The sequence below is a fragment of the Butyricicoccus pullicaecorum DSM 23266 genome, from assembly GCF_900167005.1.
Taxonomy (GTDB): Bacteria; Bacillota; Clostridia; order Oscillospirales; family Butyricicoccaceae; genus Butyricicoccus; species Butyricicoccus pullicaecorum.
In genome coordinates this window covers 1-24,194 of the sequence record NZ_FUXW01000005.1, presented here as the reverse complement: position 1 = coordinate 24,194, position 24,194 = coordinate 1, and the positions used below count along the sequence as shown (strand labels likewise).

General features: G+C 58.0%; 20 protein-coding genes. 10 read left to right on the top strand and 10 right to left on the bottom strand.

The window, feature by feature from the left end:
- Positions 1 to 306: 306 nt before the first annotated feature.
- From era to B5D52_RS10150, 6 genes are read right to left on the bottom strand one after another with little or no spacing between them, the layout of a single operon-like run.
- Positions 307 to 1,200: a GTPase Era gene (era, locus tag B5D52_RS10175; RefSeq protein ID WP_016148680.1), complete on the bottom strand. Its 894-nt coding sequence runs from the start codon at positions 1,198 to 1,200 to the stop codon at positions 307 to 309.
- Positions 1,201 to 1,665, bottom strand: a complete 465-nt coding sequence (locus B5D52_RS10170; protein WP_016148681.1) for a diacylglycerol kinase — start codon at positions 1,663 to 1,665, stop codon at positions 1,201 to 1,203.
- Positions 1,662 to 2,153: an rRNA maturation RNase YbeY gene (gene ybeY, locus B5D52_RS10165; RefSeq protein ID WP_016148682.1), complete on the bottom strand. Its 492-nt coding sequence runs from the start codon at positions 2,151 to 2,153 to the stop codon at positions 1,662 to 1,664. Before ybeY ends, B5D52_RS10170 begins: the two co-directional genes overlap by 4 nt.
- Complete coding sequence (locus B5D52_RS10160) at positions 2,150 to 3,211, bottom strand: PhoH family protein (protein ID WP_016148683.1); 1,062 nt, start codon at positions 3,209 to 3,211, stop codon at positions 2,150 to 2,152. Before B5D52_RS10160 ends, ybeY begins: the two co-directional genes overlap by 4 nt.
- Before the next feature lie 49 nt (positions 3,212 to 3,260).
- On the bottom strand, positions 3,261 to 4,484 hold the full coding sequence (locus tag B5D52_RS10155) for a sporulation protein YqfD (protein WP_016148684.1): 1,224 nt from the start codon (positions 4,482 to 4,484) through the stop codon (positions 3,261 to 3,263).
- A 6-nt stretch (positions 4,485 to 4,490) separates the two neighbouring features.
- A complete protein-coding gene (locus tag B5D52_RS10150) occupies positions 4,491 to 4,781 on the bottom strand; it encodes a YabP/YqfC family sporulation protein (RefSeq protein ID WP_143149427.1) in 291 nt (96 codons plus the stop codon).
- 78 nt (positions 4,782 to 4,859) lie between these two features.
- Between B5D52_RS10150 and B5D52_RS10145 the strand changes: the two genes are divergently transcribed.
- The 3 genes from B5D52_RS10145 (at position 4,860) to B5D52_RS10130 (ending at position 8,153) form a co-directional block, all read left to right on the top strand.
- On the top strand, positions 4,860 to 5,957 hold the full coding sequence (locus tag B5D52_RS10145) for a nucleoside recognition domain-containing protein (protein WP_016148686.1): 1,098 nt from the start codon (positions 4,860 to 4,862) through the stop codon (positions 5,955 to 5,957).
- 281 nt (positions 5,958 to 6,238) lie between these two features.
- Positions 6,239 to 7,633 (top strand): D-alanyl-D-alanine carboxypeptidase family protein, encoded by a 1,395-nt coding sequence (locus B5D52_RS10135; protein ID WP_016148687.1) that lies wholly within the window; start codon positions 6,239 to 6,241, stop codon positions 7,631 to 7,633.
- Between the two features lie 4 nt (positions 7,634 to 7,637).
- Positions 7,638 to 8,153, top strand: coding sequence for a hypothetical protein (locus B5D52_RS10130; protein WP_016148688.1), 516 nt, complete (start codon positions 7,638 to 7,640; stop codon positions 8,151 to 8,153).
- Between the two features lie 232 nt (positions 8,154 to 8,385).
- Here the strand turns inward: B5D52_RS10130 and B5D52_RS10125 are convergent, their stop codons facing one another.
- Positions 8,386 to 9,249 (bottom strand): putative ABC transporter permease, encoded by an 864-nt coding sequence (locus tag B5D52_RS10125; protein WP_016148689.1) that lies wholly within the window; start codon positions 9,247 to 9,249, stop codon positions 8,386 to 8,388.
- A 288-nt stretch (positions 9,250 to 9,537) separates the two neighbouring features.
- On the opposite strand from B5D52_RS10125, the gene B5D52_RS10120 reads away from it, so the two are divergent.
- The 7 genes from B5D52_RS10120 (at position 9,538) to B5D52_RS10090 (ending at position 19,721) form a co-directional block, all read left to right on the top strand.
- A complete protein-coding gene (locus B5D52_RS10120; RefSeq protein WP_016148690.1) occupies positions 9,538 to 10,449 on the top strand; it encodes a hypothetical protein in 912 nt (303 codons plus the stop codon).
- 355 nt (positions 10,450 to 10,804) lie between these two features.
- Positions 10,805 to 11,992 (top strand): iron-containing alcohol dehydrogenase, encoded by a 1,188-nt coding sequence (locus B5D52_RS10115; RefSeq protein WP_016148691.1) that lies wholly within the window; start codon positions 10,805 to 10,807, stop codon positions 11,990 to 11,992.
- 27 nt (positions 11,993 to 12,019) lie between these two features.
- Positions 12,020 to 13,324 carry a copper amine oxidase N-terminal domain-containing protein gene (locus B5D52_RS10110; protein ID WP_016148692.1) on the top strand — a complete coding sequence of 435 codons (1,305 nt, stop codon included), beginning with the start codon at positions 12,020 to 12,022 and terminating at the stop codon, positions 13,322 to 13,324.
- A gap of 290 nt (positions 13,325 to 13,614) precedes the next feature.
- On the top strand, positions 13,615 to 14,844 hold the full coding sequence (gene nifS, locus B5D52_RS10105) for a cysteine desulfurase NifS (protein ID WP_016148693.1): 1,230 nt from the start codon (positions 13,615 to 13,617) through the stop codon (positions 14,842 to 14,844).
- 44 nt (positions 14,845 to 14,888) lie between these two features.
- On the top strand, positions 14,889 to 15,323 hold the full coding sequence (gene nifU, locus B5D52_RS10100; RefSeq protein WP_016148694.1) for a Fe-S cluster assembly scaffold protein NifU: 435 nt from the start codon (positions 14,889 to 14,891) through the stop codon (positions 15,321 to 15,323).
- A 272-nt stretch (positions 15,324 to 15,595) separates the two neighbouring features.
- Positions 15,596 to 19,060, top strand: a complete 3,465-nt coding sequence (gene mfd, locus B5D52_RS10095) for a transcription-repair coupling factor (RefSeq protein WP_016148695.1) — start codon at positions 15,596 to 15,598, stop codon at positions 19,058 to 19,060.
- Between the two features lie 313 nt (positions 19,061 to 19,373).
- Positions 19,374 to 19,721, top strand: coding sequence for an arsenate reductase family protein (locus tag B5D52_RS10090; protein WP_016148696.1), 348 nt, complete (start codon positions 19,374 to 19,376; stop codon positions 19,719 to 19,721).
- A 286-nt stretch (positions 19,722 to 20,007) separates the two neighbouring features.
- On the opposite strand, the gene B5D52_RS10085 is transcribed toward B5D52_RS10090, so the two are convergent.
- From B5D52_RS10085 to B5D52_RS10075, 3 genes are all read right to left on the bottom strand, one after another.
- Positions 20,008 to 21,168 (bottom strand): peptidylprolyl isomerase, encoded by a 1,161-nt coding sequence (locus tag B5D52_RS10085; RefSeq protein WP_016148697.1) that lies wholly within the window; start codon positions 21,166 to 21,168, stop codon positions 20,008 to 20,010.
- Positions 21,169 to 21,323: 155 nt separating this feature from the next.
- Positions 21,324 to 22,133 carry a tRNA 2-thiocytidine(32) synthetase TtcA gene (locus B5D52_RS10080; protein WP_016148698.1) on the bottom strand — a complete coding sequence of 270 codons (810 nt, stop codon included), beginning with the start codon at positions 22,131 to 22,133 and terminating at the stop codon, positions 21,324 to 21,326.
- A 531-nt stretch (positions 22,134 to 22,664) separates the two neighbouring features.
- Positions 22,665 to 23,453 carry an alpha/beta fold hydrolase gene (locus tag B5D52_RS10075; protein WP_016148700.1) on the bottom strand — a complete coding sequence of 263 codons (789 nt, stop codon included), beginning with the start codon at positions 23,451 to 23,453 and terminating at the stop codon, positions 22,665 to 22,667.
- Positions 23,454 to 24,194 lie beyond the last annotated feature (741 nt).

Sequence of the window (24,194 nt, the reverse complement as noted above, 5' to 3'; positions counted from 1 at the left end):
CAAAAGGTAAGCCGCCGGTTCGCCTGTATGAATAAATCGATTCCAAAATTCCTGTAAATCCATGTACGCTCTCCCCTTTCGTCCCATAGCATAGCCAGCTTTGGGGCAAAGTATAAGAGGAAATATCTCGCTCATTTTCGCGTAGACAAAACGAAGCATAGATTTTTAATTTTCAAAACTTCGGGGCTATGCCTCGAAGTTTTACCCCGACCCCGCGCCGCAGTCCGGCGCGGATATTCCGGGGGTATCGCAGGAGGTTTCTACCGGAACCTCCTGCGTATCTAGGGGGATTGGATTCCCCTAGACTCATTCGTCCTGATAACCAAAGTTTCTCATCTGATACTGGTTGTTTCTCCAGTCTTCCTTAATCTTGATCCACAGGTCAAGGTAAACCTTTGCGCCCAGGTCGCGCTCCAGATCGCGGCGTGCCAGCTCGCCGATCTTCTTGAGCATCGCGCCGCCCTTGCCGATGATAATGCCCTTATGGCTGGCCTTCTCGCAGTAGATGGTCGCGTAGATGGACACCGTACCGCTCTCGCGGGTCTCCATCTTCTCGATGCCGACCGCAACGCCGTGCGGTACCTCGCGGTCAAGCAGAAGCAGCATTTTTTCGCGGATGATCTCGGCTGCCATCTGGCGCTCGGGCTGGTCGGATACCATGTCCTCGGGGAACAGCTGCGGGCCTTCGAGCGCAAACTTGTTGATCTCCTCCATCAGGATATCCAGATTCTTACCCGTGCGTGCGGACACCGGTATGACTGCGTCAAACTCGTGGCGTGCCGCGTAGGCCGCAATAACGGCAAGCAGGTCTTCGTGCTTGACCGTGTCGGTCTTATTGATGACCAGAATGGACGGGATGCCGGCCTCCTCGATCTGCGCAATGAGCTTTTCCTCGGGTGCGCCGATGTTCGGGATGGGCTCGACGATGAGTGCGGCCACGTCGACTTCGGTAACGGTATCCTCGACGACCTTTACCATGTAGTCGCCCAGGCGCGAGCGCGGCTTGTGCAGGCCGGGGGTGTCCAGGAATACGTACTGGCAGCCGTCCTTGTTGAGCAGGCCGGTGATGCGGGTACGGGTGGTCTGGGGCTTGTTGGACACGATGGCCACCTTGCGGCCAACCAGCTTATTGGTCAGGGTGGATTTGCCTACGTTGGGTCGTCCAACCATGGAGACAATCGCGGTTTTTGTAATTTCCATTTATCTTTTCCTTCCAAATCGAAAAATAAACCAGAGCGCACAGGGCGCTGAAAAAATCAGAACAAAAATCAGGGTGGGATGGGTTTGCAGCGCGTCCAGAATGGTGTCAAGCTCGGGGATAAAGAAGAGCAGACCAATGACGGCGCACGCCACCGCGCACACGAACACGCCTGCGGCGGCAATGTCCTTGGCATCGCGCACGGCGCGGTCGTAGCCCGACGCTTTCCAGTCGCACAGGCACTCGATGGCGGTGTTCATCAGCTCCGCGCCCATCATCACGCCGAAACACAGCGCGAGCACGGCGCATTTGGTCGCCGACAGGCGGCAGAGCACGGCGAGCAGGGTCACATAGCAGGCTGCTGTCAGGTGAATGCGGAAGTTGCGCTCGGTGTGCATGCACAGCCGGGCGCCGCGCACGGCGTACTGAAAACTCTGACGCAGCTTGCGGATCTCGCCGCCCATCATGCGCGTACCAGACCCAATGCGGTGAGGTTCTCTTCTTCCTTGCCGCGCATGAGCTTCCGGTCGTCCTCCTCCCGCTCGTGGTCATAGCCGAGCAGGTGCAGCACCGAATGCACGGTCAAAAATCCGCACTCGCGCTCGGGCGAGTGACCGAAATCGGCGGCCTGTTCGACCGCGCGGTCGTAGTTCAAAATCATATCGCCCAGCATGACCTTGTCGATCTCCGGGTCGTATTCCAGCTCTTCCTGTGCTTCTCCGTTGTAAAAATCGTACATCGGGAAGGACAGCACGTCGGTCACCGCGTCCTTGTCGCGGTACTCGGCGTTCATCTGCCGGATGGTCTCGCCATCAACGATGGTCACGTCGATAAAGGCATCAAAGTCGATGCCCTCGCTCGCAAGCACCTGCTGCGCACAGCGAGTGATGAGGTCGCGCACTTCGTCCTCGTGCGCAAGCTCTACTTCGGTGGTCACGCGAATGAGATGGTTCATCTTCTCCCCTCCAGACGGCGTTGGAATTTACGCGGCGCGTCGGGCTTGTCCGACCGTGCAGCGCGTACCGCACGCGCCGGGCGATCCTCGCGCACATGGCTCATCTTGCGGCTCTCATAATCGGCGTACGCCTTGACGATGCGCTGTACCAGCTCGTGACGCACGACGTCCTTATCGGTCAGGTAGCACTGGGCGATGTCGGGCACGTCCATGAGCACGCGGGACGCTTCCTTGAGTCCCGAGGTCTTGCCGTCGGGCAGGTCGATCTGGGTCACGTCGCCCGTGATGACCGCCTTGGAGCCAAAGCCGATACGGGTCAAAAACATCTTCATCTGCTCGGGCGTGGTGTTCTGCGCCTCGTCCAGGATGATAAACGAGTCATCGAGCGTACGTCCGCGCATGTAAGCGAGCGGTGCAACCTCGATCGAGCCCTTTTCCATGTGCTTCTGGAAATTCTCCGCGCCCATCATGTCGAACAGGCCGTCATAGAGCGGTCTGAGGTAGGGGTCGACCTTGCTTTGCAGGTCACCGGGCAGGAAGCCCAGCTTTTCACCCGCCTCGACCGCCGGTCGGGTCAGAATGATGCGCGAGACCTGCTTGTCGCGGAATGCGGCCACGGCCGCGGCGACGGCCAGATAGGTTTTACCCGTACCGGCCGGGCCGATGCCCATGGTGATGGTGTGCGTGCGGATGGCCTCCATGTACTTTTTCTGTCCGAGGGTCTTGGCCTTGATGGGCTTGCCCTTGGCGGTGATGACCAGCACGTCACGACCCATGGTGTGCACTTCGCTCTCGCGGCCCTCGCGTGCCAGACCGATAACGTACTGCACGGTCTGGGTGCTGACCGCCTCGCCGCGGCGCGCCATCTCGAGCAGCGCGGCAAAAACGCGCTCGGCGACCCCGACGGCCTCGGGGTCACCCGAAATCTTGAGCTCGGTCGCCCGACTGACCACCGATACGCCCAGTTCGCGCTCGATGAGCTTGATATTCTCGTCGAACGCGCCGAAAATGGCGATCATCAGGTCGGCCTGCTCCATCTGCATGGTTGTTTCTATCATATTCGCTGCCTTTCTGTCTTTCCAAAAAATCACCGGACGGTCAGGGTGCTTACTCTGCCGGCTCCTCCTGCTCCTTTTCGGGCAAGGGTGTGCGGTCGATCATCTCGCAGGCAATCTGCTCCTCGCACGACGCCGTCACGCGCACGCGCACCGCACCTGCCTCCTCCTCGATCGTCCAGCGGCTGTCCAAAATCGTTCCGTCCAGTGTCTGCGCCAGCCGGTCAAGCCAGGTCTGCGCCGCCGCGTCTCCAACCTCCTGCGCGGTGCCGGAAACCGGGAGGGCATCACACGCCCGGCAGGTCTCGCGCACGAGGGAAATGGGCAGCATCAGGCGGCTTCCGATGGAAAGCCTTGTCTTTTCTATGGTTATTTTATCACAAGTATCGGTATGAATACCACTCCCTAAATACAAATTTATCCGCCGGTCGCCCAGGGTGAGCGCATATCGGGTAGTCATGCGGTCGGTGGCGCGGGATTCCGTCCACGTCAGCGGACACAGCAGGGTTGCCGTGCGGCTGGTGTAGGCCATGACCCGCCCCATGCCGTGTGCGCGGTGCGCCTCGCCCCATTCGGTCGTATTGGGCACGGCTGACGAGACCAGCAGCTGCCCCTGCTCGACGGCCTCGCCGGGCTGGACGAGCAGCTGACCGCCGGTCACCGCCGTGCGGCTGACAACCCCGTCCCGCGTAGCGACCAGACCGGTCGGTGCGGCACGGTCGATACGGTCGGGTGTGGGCACGGCGGCATCGACCTCCACGCGCACCGCGTTGCCGATGCGCGTAATCGCGATGACTCCGACTTCCGGAATCTCGCTCTGGATGGCGCGGCGCGTGTCGTCGGTGTCGATCTGTCCGAGCCATGCGCCTTCATAAATACCGGTCTCGCGCAGCACGTCGCGCAGCGCGCTCACCGGAATGCCGTCGGCGGCGACGATCTCAAGCACCCACACAAATTGGGTCAGCAGCACGACGACCAGCGCCAGTGCGCACACGCCGCCGGTCAAAATCCAGCGCCGGCGCAGCCGTGCGACAAAAAACGGCAGACCGCGCCGTCCAATCACCCGCACCCGACAGCCCGTGCGTCCCATCAGCCGCCGCAGCGCGTAAAAATCGGACAGCGACAGCGTGGTCTCGATCGTCCGGGCATCCACACGCACGGTGTTCCACAGGCCGATCTCGCCCTGCAAGGCGACGTTCAGAAACCGTTCGATGGATGCGCCGCACACCCGGATGCGCACCTCACCCGCCGCGCCCGATACCAAACGTCCGATCATACGCGATCACCTCCTGTGTTCCAGCCTCACTTGCTGCACCTGGCCGCGCACCGCGACCTCGGCACGCGAGAGCGCTTCGAGCGTCAAGCCCTCGCCCTCGATGCAGACCTCTCCGTCCGGGCAGTCCACCCGGATACAAGTCTGGCTATATGCCCGCACGCCCCGGTGCCGCTCGATGACCAGGCGTCCGCCCTCGACTTCCACACGCGGCGCGCCCTGAACGGCTCGCCCGAGTGCGGCATACATCTCCCGCAGCCCCATCTGCGCTCGCCTCCTTTCTCCCCTTACTCTATGCAAAGCCGGTATGAACCTAGACCGCACGGCATACGATGGACAAAACCCATTTTTTCAGGGTCTGTCAGGAGGGTCACAGCCATGCGCCGTTTGCTGCCGTATTCCGCCGCCTTTCTCGCGGCAATTTTATTCTGTCTGGTCGTACCGCACGCGGCCGCCGCGGCGCGCGGTGCACAGGAAGGTCTGGACGTGGCGCTTGCAACCGCCATTCCCGCACTCTTTCCCTTCTTTGTCGCGAGCGGTCTGCTCATCCGCTCGGGCGCGGTGTCGGTGGTGGGAAAATGGTGCGCACCGCTCATCCGGCGGGTCTACGGTCTGCCCGGTGAGGCGGCAGGGCCGCTCGTGCTGGGTCTGACCGGCGGCTACCCCATCGGCGCACAGGCTGCGCGCGAGCTATACGACGCGGGGACGCTGTCGCGGGAGGAAGCCGAGCGTCTGCTCGGATTCTGCAACAACACCGGCCCGGCCTTTCTCATCGGCGTGTGCGGTGCCGGTCTGTGCGGGTCGGTGCGCACCGGTGTGCTGCTCTACGGCATCCACATCGCCGCCGCGCTGCTGACCGGTCTTGCCATGACCGCCCGGGAGTCGTCGCAGGCCATGCGGCACGCCAGCCGCGCGCCCGAACCGCTTCCCTTTTCCACCTGTCTGACCCAGTCGGTGCAGCAGGCCGGACGCGCCTGCCTGTCTATCACCGCCTTCATCATGCTCTTTTCCATGCTGCGCCGGGTGCTGGAAGCCGCCGGCATTCTGGAGCACGCTGCCGTGCTGTGCACCCCGCTTTTGTGGTTCCTCGGTGCACCTGCTGACGCGGCGCAGCCGCTGCTCGTGGGCATTTTGGAGATGACGAGCGGTCTGGTCTTGCTGCCCGAGGGCGCTGGACGTGCGCTTTTGCCCGCGATGAGCTTTGTGGTCGGCTTCGGTGGTCTGTCCGTCCTGTGTCAGACGGCTGCAGCCGTGAACGGATTGTCCCTGCGGCGGCTCTTTTATGGGAAGGTACTGCACGGACTGATCGCGGCTGCCCTGACCATGATCGTCCAGGCCATTCTCCCCCATCCCACGCCGGTTTTCTCTGCCGCGCTCGCCAGTCTGCCTGCCCATCCGGCTGCCGGTCTGCTCTTTGTTTCCATTTCTATCCTGTGTGTAACTTCCTCTGGAAAAAAGCACCGAAATCGGCTATAATGAGAATACTATCCCAAATTCCCTTTGATTAGGAGGTGATGCGAAACGCTGCGCCCCAACCGTTTCCTTTTCCGCCGGGACATCGAACCGCGCTGCCTGTACTGTGCCCGCGCCGTCCCGCTCGACGACGAACACGTCGCCTGCCGCAAGCGAGGTGTTGTACCCAAAGAACACGCCTGCCGCGCGTTCCGCTATGATCCCCTGCGCCGCATCCCGCCCAAACCGGCGGTCATCCGCGGTCACTTTTCCGATGAAGACTTTACGCTGGAGGAACCCGAAGAATGACTTTCCCTGCTCTCCGGCGGCGCGTTGCCGCCTTTTTTGTTGTGCTCTTATGCCTTTTGACCGTGTGCCCCGGTGCGGCGCAGGCCATCTCCACCCCGGACATTCAGGCCACTGCCGTCTACTTAGGTGACCCGGAAACCGGTCTGCCGCTGTACGAAAAGAACGCCGAGGAAAAACGCTACCCGGCTTCGACCACCAAAATCATGACCGCGCTCATCGTTCTGGAAAACGTGGACGACCTCGAACAGAAGGTCACGGTCACCCAGGAGGACTTTAGCGGCGTGGAAGCTGACTCGTCCAAGGCCGGTTTTGTCGTGGGGGAGGAAGTTTCCATTATGGATTTGCTCTATGGCCTGCTGCTGCCCTCGGGTAATGAGGCGGCCAACACCCTCGCACGTGTGGTTTCGGGCGATGTCCCGACCTTCGTCGACAAGATGAACGCCCGCGCCACCGATCTGGGCTGCACCGGCACTCACTTTGCAAACCCCAACGGTCTGCACGATGACAACCACTACACCACCGCGCACGACCTGTTCCGCATCACGCAGGAGGCCATGAAAAACGAGACCTTCTGCGATATCGTCAGCACGGCACAGAAAAACCTCGCGCCGTCCAACAAGGCTGCCGAGCATCCGAACGGCAAGAATCTGTACTTACTGACCACCAACCAGCTCATTCTGTCGCGCAACAGCCCGTACTACTACGCCTACGCGACCGGCGTTAAGACCGGTCACACCAGTCAGGCCGGTTACTGTCTGGTCGCATCGGCGGAAAAGAAGGGTTCGGAACTGATTTCGGTCATGCTCGGCTGCGAAAAGCCGCAGGGCTCGGCTCAGCCGCTCACCTACGACGAGACTAAGAAGCTGTTTGACTGGGCGTACGAAAACTATCAGTCCAAGACCCTCATCAGTCAGGGCACCGAGATTCAGGAAGTGCCCATCCGTCTGTCCACCGAGGCCAACAAGCTCATGCTGGTCGCAGGCGGTGACCTGACCGCAACCGTGCCCAAGGATCTGACCGCTGCCGACTTTGAACAGTCCATCACAGTCAAGGAAGATCTGGTCGCACCGGTCACCAAGGGGGACAAGCTCGGCACGCTGTCGCTGTCCTTGAACGGCGTCACCTACGGTTCGATCGATCTGGTCGCACTCAATGATGTGTCTATGTCCGAGGTGCTCTACTACGCATACCTGCTCGAAAACTTCTTCAGCACTCCGCTGTTTAAGCTCATCCTGCTCGTCATCATCCTGCTGTTCATCCTCTATATCACCTTCTACATCATCCGCGTCCGCCGCAAGCGTCAGAAGCGCCGCCAGATGATGCGCTCCAAGTACGCACGCATGGAGCAGTACGAGCGTCAGCAGCACAGAGACGACGATCCCAAGAGGTAAGACCATGGACGAACGCAAAGGACTGAGTGCGAAAAATATCCTCGTCATCGTCATTGTCCTCATCCTCTTTGTCGGTGGATTCTTCGTGACCAGTCATCTGACCGGCTCGGTCAAACTGAGCACGAGCGAAGACCTGACCGCCGCCTTGCAGCAGGCTGTCATGAGCGAACAGGCGCCCGAGGTCTATAAAACCGACCTGACCGATCGCTGTCTGGCTGTTCTGTTCGACGCCGGAGACCAGAAAAACGATCTGGTTCTGTTCGTCCCCGATTGGCTGTTCCCCGATCGCTGGTGTTATCTGGATGCCATGCAGAGCGAGGACGATGTCGCCGTCTATCATACCCGGGTCGGCACGGAGGACGAACCCAAAACATTGGTGGTCGTGTTCGGTCAGAGTGACCACGACGTGACCGTTACCGCCGGCGATCATCAGGAGACGATCTCCCCGGATAAAAACGGCATCGTGCTCAAACAGTTCCGCGTCGCTGGTAACGTCACCCCAGCTTTAACGGAGAACTAACCCCCCGCCCGCAGGCGTAATGAAAGTTTCGCCAGCCTTTTCAAAGGCTGCGGGTTCTCAGGGCAGCGCCCTGAGACGCGCTTCGCAGAGCGCGGAACTCCCCTTTTGATTCCCGGTGTCCGGCCCGGGAATCAACTAAAACAAAAACCAAACCGCGACCCGCAGGTCGCGGAATTCCCCCAAAACAAAAGCACCGTTCTCTCGAACGGTGCTTTTCTTATACACAAATCTCTTATCCTCTCTTCAGACGACGGCGCAGTTCCTCGACCGCCTCCTGATACCGTCCCGAACGCAAGCTCGGGTTGCCGCGCAGCATCCACTTGGACGTGCAGCGCATACGCTCGACACGCTCGGTGATGCGGCTGTCCGCCTCACGCAGCGCGAGATGCAGCTGCAAACGACGCTCTTCCGATGCCGCCATAATGCGCTGTCTGCGCTCCTCGACCGCTGCCGCACTCTGCGCACGCATCTCCTGCGCGGCCTGCGTCAGCTGCTGGCGCGTCTTCTCGGCCTGCGCGGTCAGCTGCTCGCGCAGCGCGTCGGCCTCGGCACGCATCTTGTCCACTTCCTCGAGCAGCTTGGCAATGCCCAGTGCGGTCTTGACCGAGCTGACAACATCGGTGACAAAGTATACCGATACCACACAGCCGATCAGGGCTGTCATAAAGGGCGACAAGTGCTCTAACAGATCTTCTACCGGTTTATGGATGAAGTACGGCAGAATCACCGACAGTGCACCCCACGCAAGCGAGGATTGCAGGCAGATACGTCCCTGGAACTGGAAGCGATGCTCGGAATAGTCCCAATACCGTACCTTAAACAGCGATTCCATGATGACACCAACCACATATTCAAATGCAGTTGCGACAATCATACCGGCGAAAAACATTGCGACCGGGTGACCGTCAAGCGGTAAAGCCACATGCAGCAGCAGGACAGCGCCGAAGCCGTAAATGGGCAGCATAGGACCGCGCAGGAAGCCGCGGTTGACCGGTCTGCGCTGCTGAACCGACACGACGGTCGATTCAAACATCCATCCCAGGACGCAATAGACATAGAACACCAGCAGCCACTGGAACGGGGTGTAATCGTACATAAAATGTTTCCTCTCAGATCCGGCGGCCCGTGCCGCCTTTTCTCTCACTATATTCCTTTTTGTGCGGTCTGGCAAGGGGTTTGGCGGTTTTGTCCCCGGATTGTCATGAAAGGGAGTGAAGTGCAAGGGACGGCACGCGCTGTTTGTTTCCTCTGTGTACAAAGTTTTTTCGGCATATTTGTAGAAAAAGCAAATTGTTATCTATATTAAGCTATGTTATATTTACTTACATAAAATCTGGATTCTGCAAATATTCAATAATTTGCCACGGTACGCGAGGTATTTGATATGAAAACAAAGTCTTTTTGGGGCGCTCTCTTGATTGTCTGCCTGCTGTGCGTCGGCATCTTTATCGCGTCCACGCGCTCGCATCTTGCAGACTCGGAAACCCAGACCGAGACCTACAATCTCGATTTTTCCCCTTCGACTTACACGACAAATGAATATGATGCGCTGAAAATGCAGCAATGGTACGCCTGCACAGTTCTGGACAAGCCATCTTCGACGCAGGCAGAGATCAGACAGGCACGCGAAATCCTTGCAATTGACCCGGTAAAGCATTTTTATGGTCTTCAGGCCAAAGGAGAAGAGGAACTTGCCGCGCTGGGCTATCCTGCTTATCAAATTCAGGCGATTATAGCGTTTGACGGCAGCGAAGAAGCCATTTATCAGGCTTGTGCGTCGCTCTCAACCCATCTTCTGATTCTAAACCACGACAAATACCCCGATGACACGCGCACATTAGAGGCAAAGTACATATTCTCCTGGAACGGTATGCCTTCCATACGACAAACCGACCTCATCGCGTTGTCATCCGACCGGTTTTTCTATGCGGAAGGCTCGGGGTCGAGCACCATATATTACGCCGCAGATGTCGGCACCGAGCGGTTGGTCGTGCATCCGGATGTGAAAAAAATCACCTCTGGAAACGGTCGTGCGGCTGGAATCAATCTGTCCATGCAGGAAGTGTCCGGTCGTGTCGGTTATCATCCGGTCTGCGGTTCTATCACCGTCAAGTTCAGCAGTCGGGATTTCCGGCAAACGTGCATTCAGGGCGCATATGTGCACGCGATTCTTCCGACTGACGTTGACCCGGTTGCAACACTTCCTTTGAATCTGGTCGGTACGTTTACGCGACTGGATGTATGGGGCAAATTCACGGACATGCGGCTGGAAAGTCTGGTGGTGGACATTATCTGATACTATGGGATAGGGAAATGAGAAAAAAAGACGACCTTCGGGTCGTCTTTTTTGATGAGCGCGCCTGGCGCGCGGGGAATTTCGCGCTCTGCGGAGCGCGATTGTTTTTTTGTTTTAATTGAAACCCGGGTCGGACACCGGGTTTCAAAAGGGGATTTCGCGTCCTGCGGGACGCGACTCAGGGCTCTGCCCTGAGAACCCGCAGCCTTTCGAGAAAGGCTGGCGAAAGCTTCAATAGGGGTGCGGTGGTTTAACTGTTCCCAAAATGTATCCTATTTCGCGGGCAAATATGCTATAATGAATCTATCCATGGACAGGCCCTATGTCCATGATCTTTTAAGGAGGATTGTTTTCTATGCAGAATTTTACATACTGTGCCCCCACCAAGGTCATTTTCGGTCGTGGTGTGGAATCCCAGATCGGTACCGAGCTGCGCGAGCTGGGTGCAACCCGTGTTCTTGTTCACTTTGGCGGAGGTTCGGTCAAGAAAACCGGTCTTTTGGACAAGGTCATCGCGTCTCTGACCGAGGCCGGTCTGTCTTATGTCGAGTTTGGCGGTGTTGAGCCCAACCCCAAGTTATCCTTTATTCACAAGGGCATCGAGCTTGGCCGTGCGGAAAAGGTCGACTTTATTCTGGCTGTCGGCGGCGGCAGTGTCATTGACTCGGCCAAGGCCATCGGTGTTGGACTTGTGACCGGCAACGACCCGTGGCAGTATGCGTCCACCGGCACCCATCCCGAGCGCAATGAGGTTTTCCCGGTTGGTGTCGTTCTGACCATCTCGGCAGCTGGCAGTGAGATGTCCAACTCTGACGTCATCACCAACGATCTCATCACTCCCTGGGTCAAGCAGGGCATCACGTCCGAGACCGTTCGCCCGCTGGTTGCGTTCCTGAACCCGGAAAACACCTTTACCGTATCCAAGTTCCAGACCGGCTGCGGTATCGTTGATATTATGATGCATACGCTCGAGCGCTACGTGACCGGTCAGGACGAGTGCGATCTGAGCGAGCGCATTGCCGAAGCTTTGCTCGTATCGGTGCGCGAGGCTGGCCGTGTTGCCATCGCACACCCCGACAACTACGAAGCACGTGCGACGCTGATGTGGGCGTCCTCGCTGTCGCACAATGATCTGACCGGCTGCGGCAAAATCCGCAAGTTCCCGGTGCACAAGCTCGAGCATCCGGTTTCTGCCCTGCATGACTCGATCTCGCACGGTGCAGGTCTGTCCGTCCTCTTCCCCGCTTGGGCGCAGTTTGTGATGAAATATGACATTCCCAAGTTTGCCCAGCTGGCAAACCGTGTCTGGGACTGCCCGATGGACTTCGACCACCCCGAGCGCACCGCGCTGGCCGGTATCGAGGCCATGAAGCGTTACTTCACCGAGATCGGCATGCCCACCCACATGAGCGAACTCGGTCTGACTCCTGACGAGTACGATGCCATCATCGATCTGACCACCAAGGGCGGCACCCGTCCGGTCAAGAGCTACATCGATCTCGGCCCCGACGAAATCCGCGCCATCTATGCGCTCGCGGAATAATCCAAAGAAAAAAGTGAGGCGTTTTTTATGAAGCGTTTATTTTCCCGTCTGTGCGGTATGGCACTGGCCGCCGCGCTCCTGGTATCCGCACTCCCGGTATCCGGCGCTCGCGCCGCCGGTATTCAGGTCACCCTGAACGACCAGCCGGTCGCCTTCTCGGATGCCCAGCCCCTCATGCGCGACAACCGCACCTTTGTCCCCTTCCGTGCCATCTTTGAATCGATGGGTGCGACGGTCTCCTGGGATGACCCTTCGCGCACGGTAACCGCCAAGCGCGGTGACCGCACGGTCAAGCTGACCATCGGCCGCAAGGCATGTACGGTTGATCGGGCAGGCTCCGACCGTTCGTTCTCCACCGATGCTGCCCCCTTCATTGAAGGCGGTCGTACTTATGTCCCTGTTCGCTTTGCCGCGCAGGCGCTCGGCGCTGCGGTCGGCTGGGACAACAACACCCAGACCGTTCTGATCGTGGACACCGAAAAGATGATGCAGACCGAGTTCCCGAACCAATTCCAGGCCATCACCGCCATGACCCAGTTCCAGAACAGTGTCGCACCCAAGACCGCCCGTGCGCTGTCCGGTGCAATCGGCGCAACCCTGACCTATCACACCGCAATGGGTGACATTCCGGTCGTCATCAACGGCACCATCACCGGTGCAGAGAGCCTGGACGCTGCGCAGTTTACCGCCAAGCTCCAGACCGACCGCTCGGCCATTGAACAGGCCATTACAGCCAACGAGGGCGCGAACGTGATCGATGAAAACGTCGACGCGCTGCTCAAAAAGCTGCAGAACCTGACCGTCGACGGCATTGTCAGCCGTGTCGACGGCAAGCTGTACCTCAAGTCCGATTTCCTGACCGAGGTCGGCATTGCACAGGGCAAGTGGGCGATGAAGCCGCTCGATAACACCGCCAGCCTGACCGCTGTCAAGAACGGTGACGCAATCGACTTTGTCTGCGCCGAAGTACAGAAGCTCACCCTGACCCCGGGCAGTAGCTCCGCGCAGGTGCGCGAGGTTGTACGCCGTCTGTCCGACCAGTCGGCCACCACGCCGATCGACGGTTCGGGCAATTACAGCCTGCACTTCACCGCCGACGCTTACACCTCGGTCGACATGAAGCTCATCCCCAACCAGTCGCTCACCATCATCCGCACGGCGTCTCCCTACGGTGCTGAGGCCGCGCCCATGACCACCCTGACCACCGTACAGACCAAGTCCGGTGCGTCCATCTCCTACGAGCGCAATGCATCGGCCTACAATGCCGCTGTGCGCATCGACCTGACAAACGGTGCAGCCACCACCGCGCCCGCCGTTCGTCCGGCCAGCTAAGCATCTGACCGTTTCCAAAGCCTCTGCCCTCCGGCAGGGGCTTTTTTTTGCCCCTCTCTCCCTGTTTTGACGGAAAAAATTGCAAAATTGATTGCATTTCGGGCATAATCATAGTAAACTTATCTTTAGGGCTCTGTCTGTCCGGCAGGCAAAGTTTCCCAATCGACCATTCGGCGCAAAAATACCGGTTTTTCCCGGTCCCGAATTGGTCAAATTCATGCTTGATAATGCATACTAGTTTGGTGTATATTAAGTGTAGAACACAGACTCCACAAGGAGGAGATCACCATATGAATCGTTTTGTCTACGCGGACAACGCGGCGACCACGCCCATGTCCGAATCTGTATTTGAGGCAATGAAGCCCTTTCTGACCGAGTTTTACGGCAACCCGTCCTCGCTCTACCGCATTGGCCGCGAGGCACGCCGTGCGGTCACCGAAGCGCGCATGAAGGTTGCGCGTGCACTGAACGCAAAGGACCCGTCCGAGATCATCTTCACCGGCGGCGGTTCGCAGGCCGATAACCTCGCCATCCGCGGCTATGTCAAGGGTCGCTCGGCACGCGGCAAGAAGCACATCATCACTTCCAAGATCGAGCATCATGCAGTCCTCTACACCTGTGAGGCACTCGAAAAGGAAGGCTATCCGGTCACCTATCTGGACGTTGACGCACAGGGTCACGTCGATCTCGAGCAGCTCAAGTCGGTCATCACCGACCAGACCGCTCTCGTCACCATCATGGCGGCAAACAACGAGATCGGCACCATCCAGAACCTCAAGGCAATCTCTGAGATCGCACACGCACACGGTGCGGTCTTCCACACCGATGCGGTACAGGCTGTCGGCCACATGCCGCTCGACGTGCAGGAGATGGGCATTGACATGCTGTCCCTGTCCGCGCACAAGTTCCGCGGCCCCAAGGGCATCGGCGCGCTGTACGTCCGCCGTGGCATCGCACTCGAGCCGCTGGTCTACGGCGGCGGTCAGGAGCGCGGCCTTGCATCGGGCACCGAGAACGTAGCCGGTATGGTCGGTCTGGGACAGGCCATTGAGGACGCGACTGGTGAGCATCTGGCCGAGAAGATGGGCTACGTCAAGAAGCTGACCGATCGTCTGGTCCGCGGCATCATGGATGCCATCCCCTACACCCACTACACCGGTGACCCGGTCAACCGTCTGCCCGGCACGGCCTCCTTCGTCTTTGAGGCCATCGAGGGCGAGGGTCTGATCCTGCGTCTGGATCTGGCCGGCATCTGCGGCTCGACCGGTTCGGCTTGCTCGACCGGCTCGCTCGACCCCTCGCACGTGCTCATGGCCATCGGCCTGCCCCACGAGATCGCGCACGGTTCGCTGCGTCTGACCCTGGGTGAGCAGAACACCGAGGAGGACGTTGATTACCTCATCGAGAACGTCACCAAGGTCGTCGAAACGCTGCGTGCCATGAGCCCGGTTTGGGTGGACGGCAAGCCCGACCTGACCGCAGCATCCGATCTGCACGACGATCACCATCATCATCATTAAGCACATCCATTCATAAATTATAGAGACAAAGGAGCCTAACTCTTATGGAATACAGCGACAAGGTATTCGACCATTTCACAAACCCGCGCAACGTCGGTGAGATCGCGGACGCAAGCGGTGTCGGCGAGGTCGGCAACGCAAAGTGCGGCGATATCATGAAGATCTACCTCAAGATCTCGGACGACGGCATCATTGAGGACGTTAAGTTCAAGACCTTTGGCTGCGGCGCAGCGATTGCGACTTCGTCCATGGCCACCGAGATGGTCAAGGGCAAGAGCATCGAGGAGGCGCTCAAGCTGACCAACCAGGCAGTCGCAGAGGCGCTGGACGGTCTGCCCCCGGTCAAGATGCACTGTTCGGTGCTGGCTGAGGAGGCGCTGCGCTCGGCAATCGCGGACTACTACCGCAAGCAGGGCAAGGACCCCGAGGCGATTATGGGCTGCTCGGGCGACTGCGCGGCTTGCCACAGCCACGAATAAAAACTTGAATTTCAAAAACCCGGGGCTGCGCCTCGGGTTTTTACCCCGACCCCGCGCCGCAGTCCGGCAAGGTGAGAAAATTTCCAAGAAATTTTCGAGAAGGTGCCCTGGGGTACGCGGATGATTCCGGGAGTATCAAAAAGGTTTCGAGCGCTCGCAGGAACCTTTTTGTATCTAGGGGGACTGGGTTCTCCTAGACCATTAGGGCAGGTTGCAAAATCTGCCCTTTTGCCGTCTGTCTATTTTGTCCCATTTTTCGACAGGAGTCTGCTATGCAAAATATTACTTTAAGTATTACAGATTCAAAAGAATACAAAGAGCTATTTAACGCTATCCGGTCAGGTCAGACTCCGGCGCTCGCCGTCGGTCTGCCGCCTGCCGCCAAGGCACAGCTCGCCGCTGCGCTCCGTCTGGAGACTTCCCGCCCGGTCTGCATCCTGACCGACGAGGACAACGCTGCGTTACGTCTGGCTTCCGATCTGGAGTCCTTCTCCGAGCTGCCCGTCCTGCACGTCCCCGCACGCGAACTGACCATGGCGGGCATGGAAGGCATGTCCCGTCAGTACGAGCAGGCACGCATCGCGGCGCTGGCACAGCTGTCCGACGCACCGCTCGTCACCATATCGGCTGCCGCGCTCGTGCAGAAAACTCTGCCGCCTGCGGTACTGCATAATGCGTCGCTGACCATCCGGGTCGGTGATCTGACCCCGCTCGCCGACCTGACGGCAAAACTGGTCACGGCAGGCTACCAGCGCTGTGCACAGGTCGAAGGTCCCGGTCAGTTCTCGGTGCGCGGCGGCATTCTGGATGTCTTCCCGCCCCGCGCCGATGCGCCCGTGCGCATTGAGTTCTGGGGCGATGAGATCGACTCGATCTCTGCGTTCGACGTCGGCTCTCAAAGGCGTGGTGCCAGCCTCAACGCACTCACCTGTCTGCCCTGCATGGAGGCCCTGCCTGCCTGCGCACCCGGCGGCATTCGCGGTCTGTGCAAGGCACTCGATCAGGCCACCCGCGCAAAGCGCAAAAAGCACCCCGATTTGGTGCGCAATCTGGAGCGCGACATCGAGCGTCTGACCGAGACCCAGTCTCTGCCTGCGGCAGACAAGTACCTGCCCCTCATCTACCCCGAGGCCGCAACCCCGCTCGACTATCTGCCCGAGGACACCATCTTCCTCATCGACGACGCACCGCGTCTGCGCGAGGCGGTCGGCGGCTACATCCTGCGCCTTGCGGGTGACCTCGAAGCGCTGGCTGAACGCGGTGAGCTGCCCCAGCAGCCCGAAGCCTTCGCACTCGACTTTGTCGCTCTGTGCCGCAGCCTGCTCGGCCGTCCGCTCGTCCGACTGGATACCTTCCTGTCGTCGGTGAACGAGCTGACCCCAAAAACGCTGGTCAGCTTCTCGGTCAACCAGATGAACGCCTTCGGCGGCTCGTTTGACATGGCGGCAGCCGATATCGCCGGATTTTTACAGCTCAAGCGCGCAGTCTGCGTGCTGTGCAGCTCGGATTTGCGCTGCAAGAATATGCGTGAAGCGCTCGAAGCCCACGGCATTGATGCGCCGATTTCTAACCGCCTGCCCGCACCCGGCCGGGTGCACATCCTCGAGGGTACGCTGTCCGCCGGTCTGGAATATCCCGGTCTGGGTCTGACCATCCTGACCGAAGGCCACGCCCCGGCACGCAAAAAGGCCAGCCGTACCAAAAAATCCAACCGCGACCGCGTCAAGAGCTACACCGACCTGACCCCCGGCGACCTCGTGGTGCATGAGCATCACGGCATTGGCCGGTACATCGGTATGGAACGCATGGTGGTCGACGGCGCAGCGCGCGACTTCATCAAGATCGCCTTTGCGGGCACCGATTTCCTGTATGTTCCCGCCACCTCGCTCGACCTCATTTCCAAGTACATCGGCGGCGGCGAGCCGGAAAAAGTACGGCTCAACAAGCTGGGCGGTGCAGACTGGCAGCGTGCTCGCTCGCGCGCCAAGGCAGCCGCCAAAGAACTGGCTGCCGGACTCATCCAGCTCTATGCTGAGCGTGCTCGCCTCAAGGGCTTCGCTTTCCCGCACGACGATATCTGGCAGCGCGAGTTCGAGCAGGCCTTCCCCTACGACGAGACTGACGATCAGCTGCGCTGCATTGAAGAGATCAAGCGCGATATGGAATCCTCGCGCCCGATGGATCGTCTGCTGTGCGGCGACGTTGGCTTCGGCAAGACCGAGGTTGCCCTGCGTGCAGTCATGAAATGCGTGCTTGCAGGCAAACAGGCCGCCATTCTGGTACCCACTACCGTGCTCGCCCGTCAGCACTACCTGACCGCAGTACAGCGCTTCGCGGGCTATCCGGTCAAGATTGAGCTGATTTCCCGCTATAAGACCGCGTCCGAACAGAAAAAGATCTTCGACCAGCTGCAAAGCGGCATGATCGACCTGATTATCGGCACGCACAAGCTGTTTAATAAGAAGATCAAGTTCCACGACCTCGGCCTGCTCATCATCGACGAGGAACAGCGCTTCGGCGTCAGCCACAAGGAGACGCTCAAGGAGATGTCCAAGCAGGTCGACGTGCTCACCCTGTCGGCAACGCCCATTCCGCGTACCCTCAACATGGCACTGTCCGGTATTCGCGACATGTCGGCCATTGAGGAACCACCCCACGACCGCTGGCCGGTGCAGACCTACGTCATGGAGTACAACGACGCGATTGTAAACGATGCCATCCGGCGCGAGCTCGCGCGCGGTGGTCAAATCTACTACCTGCACAACTACGTTGAGTCCATCGAGCGCACCGCACTGCGGCTGCAAAAGGACTTCCCCGACGCACGCATCGGCGTAGCGCACGGCAAGATGCACATGCGTGAACTTGCAAACGTCATGAACGAGATGAGCGACGGCGCACTGGACATTCTGGTGTGCACCACCATCATCGAGACCGGTATCGACATTCCCAACGCCAATACCCTCATCATCGAGGACGCCGACCACATGGGTCTTGCCCAGCTGCATCAGATTCGCGGTCGTGTCGGTCGTTCCAGCCGCCGCGCCTTCGCTTACCTCACCTTCCGACGCGGCAAGGTGCTGTCGGAAATTTCTCAAAAGCGTCTGTCGGCTATCCGCGAGTTTGCCGAGTTCGGCTCGGGCTTCAAAATCGCCATGCGTGACCTGGAAATCCGCGGCGCGGGCAACGTGCTCGGCCCGGAACAGTCCGGTCACATGATGAGCGTCGGTTACGACCTCTACCTCAAACTGCTCGAGGAAGCCGTGCTCGAGGAAAAGGGCGAGACCCCACCCCAGCGCGTCGAATGCGCCGCAGAACTTACCCTGTCGGCCAACCTGCCCGCCGATTATGTCCCCGACCCCGGCCAACGCGTCGATCTGTACCGCCGTATTGCCCTCATTCGCTCGGACGAAGGTCGAAGCGACTTGCTGGATGAGCTGATCGACCGCTATGGTGAACCGCCGGCAGAAGCCGTCGCTCTGCTGGATATCGCTCTGCTGCGTGCACAGGCTGGCGATCAGGGCGTGACCGAGATCAAACAGGACGCTGGCAGATTGTATATCACCTTCGCCCAGACCGACTTCCGCAGACTGTCTCAACTGTGCGGTGACCCGGATTTCTCTGGTCGTTTGCTGCTCAATGCGGGCAGTCAGCCGTACTTGTCGCTTAGACTCAAACCCGGTGAGACGCCCATGCAGATGGCGCAGACTTTGGTGAAAAAATACGCAGAAACGAAATAGCACCGCACCCCTAATGAAGCTTTCGCTCAAGCCTTTCTCGAAAGGCTTGCGGGTTCTCAGGGCAGAGCCCTGAGCCGTGTCCCGCAGCCCGTAGGCCACTATCCTTATTCCCGCGCTGTGCGCGGATAAAATGAGTGCTAGAGTCCGGAATCCCCTTTTTGATTTTCGCCGTGCGAAAATCAACCAAAACAAAAATGAAAGCGCGTCCGCAGACGCGCAATTCCCCTGCGCGCTCAGCGCGTTCATGAAAAACGCTTATCAGCGTTTTTCCTTAAAATCCCACCCCAAAATCAACAAAAAGGAGACCTTTCCCATGCTCTTCGTATGTTACCCCAAGTGCTCCACCTGCCAGAAGGCAAAAAAATGGCTGGACGCGCAGAACAAGGACGTAACCGTCCGCGATATCAAGCTGGAAAACCCCACTGAGGACGAGCTGCGCCTGTGGCACAGCAAAAGCGGCCTGCCGCTCAAGAAGTTCTTCAACACCAGCGGCAACCTGTACAAGGAACTGCACCTCAAAGACCGTCTGCCCGAGATGAGCGAGGACGAGCAGTTCGCACTGCTGGCAAGCGACGGTATGCTGGTCAAGCGTCCGATCGTTGTGGACGGTGACACCGTTCTGGTTGGCTTTAAGGAAGCTGACTGGGCGGAAAAGCTATAAGTACGTCATAAAAAAAGACCCGATCCGGTTGGTCGGGTCTTATGAGCGGCCTTTGGCCGCGGGGAAATTGCGCCGTCTGCGGACGGCGCTTTTTTTGTTATTTTTTAGTTGATTTTCGCAGATGCGAAAATCAAAAAGAGGGTTTCGCCCGTTGCGACGGGCGACTCAGGGCTCTGCCCTGAGAACCCGCAGCCTTTGAAAAGGCTGGCGAAACTTTCAGTAAGGGGGGCGGTGGTTTTTTGCCGCAAAAAAGAGGCCTGCGTTTGCAAGCCTCTCTCTTATTTCCTTATTCCGCGATGGTCTGTTCCTCAGTCGGAGCTGTCTCCTGTGCTGCCGCGCCATCTTCGGTCGTGGTGGTCTCGGTCGACTCAGTGGTCTCCTCGCCCAGCAGCTTCATAAGGTTATCATACGTTGCCTCACCGTAATCCTCGGTGTACTCAACATCAGCTGCGTCCATCAGCTCGGTGATCTCATCCATGAAGGTCTTACCGGTGATCTGCTGAATCAGGACTTCCTTGATGTCATCGGTCAGCTGATCTTCGGTCAGCGGCTCGCGCTGGATGATATGCCAGCCGTAGCTGCTCTCAACCAGAGAAGTCGAGGTCTGGCCGGGTTCCAGTGCCTTTGCGCCCTGATAGAACTCGTCAACCATGTCGCCCTCGGTAAATACGTAGCCTTCGGGGTACATCTCCATGCCCGGGTCTTCGTTATACTGTGCGATCAGCGTATCAAAATCTTCACCCGCGTTAGCCTTCTCCAGAGCCTCATTCGCCTTGTTCTGCGCTGCGGTCAGGGTATCACCGGTCAGCGGATTGTACGAATCGTCAATGGACTTGACCAGAATGTGCTTTGCGCACAGATAAGTCTCATTGAACTGATCCATGATCGCCTGGGTATTGGTCTTGGTGCCGTTATCGCCGTAGTATGCGTCCTGAATTGCGCTCGCATACGCCGAAATTGCAATGGTGTTGTTATAAATGTCCTTGGTGTAGCCGATGCTGTCCAGCCAAGACTGGAACGCTTCCGGATCGCCAAGCAGTGCAACATCGTCTTCCTTGCGCTGCTCTGCTTCCTCGCTCTCGGCACGGGTCAGCTTGAGGCCCAGGTTCTTAAACTCCTGGTCTACCACGCGCACCTCGATTGCCTGCTGGCTGGCTGCCTGAAACAGCTGCTGAACCATCATCGAGCCCATGGACGGGTCCGACCAGATGGAATCGTCCATGCCGTAATAACTGAGCATGTTTTCCATCGACATCTTATTATACTTGAGGTATGCACGCAGCTCGTCCGCGTGTACCGGATCGCCGTTGACCGTCATAACGACCGGCTCGGACGACTTGATCTCTTTGTACTTGATGTTCGGAATTCCGTAAGTCATGGTAACGCCTGCAACGACTGCCGAGGCTACGACCATGGCCAGAATTCGTTTGCCAAATGTCTTGATCATTCCTTGTAAACTCCCTTGTACTGCCGGTTTGTACCAGACGCAGACCGGCCTGTTTTTGATCGCCGTGCGGAATCTTCCCGCCGCGGTCGGCTGTTTTTTATTATACCATTTCTAACCGTAAAAAACAACGGCGTACACAAAATCGTCACAAAACGCTACGAATCCAGGCGATCGAGAAAGCTATGCGCACCGTTCGCATCCCGCCAGCCCAGTACCTTGGCTGTGTTGACGTTCTTGACCGCGTTTAAGATATTGGCTTCAATCTGCGGATTGTCGGCTGCCAGCGACGCGATGAGCTTTTTGATCTCGCCCCGCTTGGTATCGCCTTCCTTGACGTGCGCCGGGCACGCACAAGGCAAGAAGGTGAGCCCTGCGGCTTCCACCCATGCGCTCACGTCGCGCTCACGCACGCGGTACAGCGGCCGGATGAGCTCCATGCCCTCGTAATTGGCACTCTTCAGCCGCGGCAGCATGGCCTGCACCTGTCCGCCGTAGATCAAGCCCATCAGCACGGTCTCGATCGCGTCGTCGTAGTGATGTCCCAGCGCAATCTTATTGCATCCGCGCGCCTTGGCCTCGGCATACAGGTATCCGCGCCGCATCTTGGCACACAGAAAACAGGGGTTTTCCGCCGCGTGGTTGCCTGCTACACGCAAGACGTTGGTCTCAAACACCTCGAGCGGCAGTCCCAGCCGGTCCATATTCTCTTCGATCTGCCGTCGGTTCTCCGGTTCATACCCCGGGTCCATCGCAAGGCAAATCAGCTCAAACGGCACATTCCCGTACTTCTGATAATCCCGCAGCAAAACCGCCAATAATGCAGAATCCTTGCCACCCGAAATGCAAACCGCAATGCGGTCGCCCGGTGCAATCATGCGGTACTCTTCCACCGCTTTGCGGAATGGATTTCGTATCTTCTTGGCAAACTGCGTATGCAGCAGCGTCTCAATCTGCTCTCGTTCCATCTTCGCCTTCCTCCTTTTCTCTCCTATCATGCACGATTGTAAAGAGTTTGTCAAAACCTTTTTCTCTCTTTTGCTGTCTTTTTGCGCAAATTAGGTCTTTGTAAAATGTGCATAAAATTTTGCTATTGTTTTTATGTATTTGGTATAAGTCACTCGTTGCATTTTTTCGACATTGGGTGTATCATATTGGACAGTAAGAAAACCAATTGAAAGGATGCGTAAATCATGAAATTTGCAAGATTTTTGAACAGCCTTGCACAGGCTCAGCTGACTTGCTACGCACCTGGCGTGTCGATCTACGACCGTTATCGTCCGCGTACCAAGTAATTCTTTCCCGGCCTCATGGGCCGTTTTCCTACCGCCCGCGCGGCGGACGATGCTTCCCTCAGAGAAGCATCCTAAAATAGCTATTATCCCTTTTCTCTACCTTCTCTTTCTCTTTTTCAAAGAAAAGCACACCTTCGGGTGTGTTTTTCTTATGTCAAAAAAATATACCGCAACATAAAAGAGGGCTGTTCGCCCTCTTTTTTCTTATCGATGATTTGCTTTTTCATCCTCCACGAACCACTCTGCCGCAACCTCATCCGGCATCGGCTCGCCGCGCAGAAAACGCAGGCAGTTGAGGCTGAATCGTGCAGGAGACTCGGCCGCAATGAAATGACTGCCCTGCAAGACTGCCATTTGCGCACGCGGCAGCTGGCGTACCATCGCATGTGTGTGCGACTCCAAAATCATGTCGTGATCGCCTACGATCACCAGCGTCTGCTGGTCGATCAGCTGTAAATCACGCAGGCGGACGCCGTATCCATGCGCCATCAGCGCCAGCACATCGCGCTTGTTCTTCCATTCCTGACCGAGCGGCGACAAAGCCGAGAGCAGTCCGACCGCCGGATAGACCGGCAGCTGCACCCACGGTACCACGCCGCGCAGCATGGATACATTCGCACCGTTCAGAATCAACTTATCCACACGCTGTGGATAAAGCAGCGTAAACTTGATCGCCAGATTTCCGCCGTCACTAAAGCCCAGCACATGCGCTTTTTCCAGTCCCAGACCGTCAAATACCATGCGCAGGTCTTCCGCCATGCGGTCAAAGTTTAATTTGCCTTCGCCGCGCTCGGATTTGCCGTGTCCACGGCTGTCTACCGCGATCACACGATAAAAACGGGACAGGTAGGGAATGCACTTCGCGAAATATTCACTGCCCTCGCCATTGCCATGCAGCAAAACAAGCGGTTCACCCTCGCCAAAGGTGTAATATGCGATGCATGCGTCACCGCAATCTATGTAATGTGTGTCGAATTGGATCGAATTCTGCATTTTTAAATCTCCTCACCGTAAAAACAGAACCATTTGGGTTCTATTGTACACCGTTTCGCAGAAAATAGCAAATAGGTTTTCGGGTGGCCCGCCCGCAGGCGAACTAAAGCTTTCGCCAGCCTTTCTCGAAAGGCTGCGGGTTCTTAGGGCAGAGCCCTGAGTCGGACTCCGCAGAGTCCGAAATCCTCTTTTGATTTTCCCGTCCCCCGCAAGGGAAAATCAACTGAACTCTCGTTTTCAGCGCGTCCGCAGACGCGCAATTCCCTGCGGCCATTGGCCGCTCATGAAAACCAACCTGCGGATTGGTTTTCAATTTTGCGACTGGCGCCGCACCTCTCGTTGTTTCATTTCCCAATCAGGCGGGAGGACTGGAGGTTCCCCTTAAAAGGGGAACGGAAAGCAAGGGATGGACAACCTACGGTTTGCCTCCATCGCTAAAAAATATTCCACCGGAATATTTTTTACGGTACGCTCGAAAATCGCGTACCGCCGCTCACCTCGAGCACGCACGCCTACGGCGTATTTTAAGGCGCGCTCTCGTCCCTTTGTGACCCCGTTTTCCCTTTCCGTCAGATGTACATTTCAGCCGCCGACAGGGTGGGAATGTACGAACTCCGCACGGCGGGAGCGTGCTGTCCGGCGCTCCCGTTTGTGCTGGTACTACGTTGTGAATGCGAACTTTATGGGACGACTGCGAACCAAGTAAAGGTTTTGTGCAGTCAGGGCGCTCAGCGCGGCAGT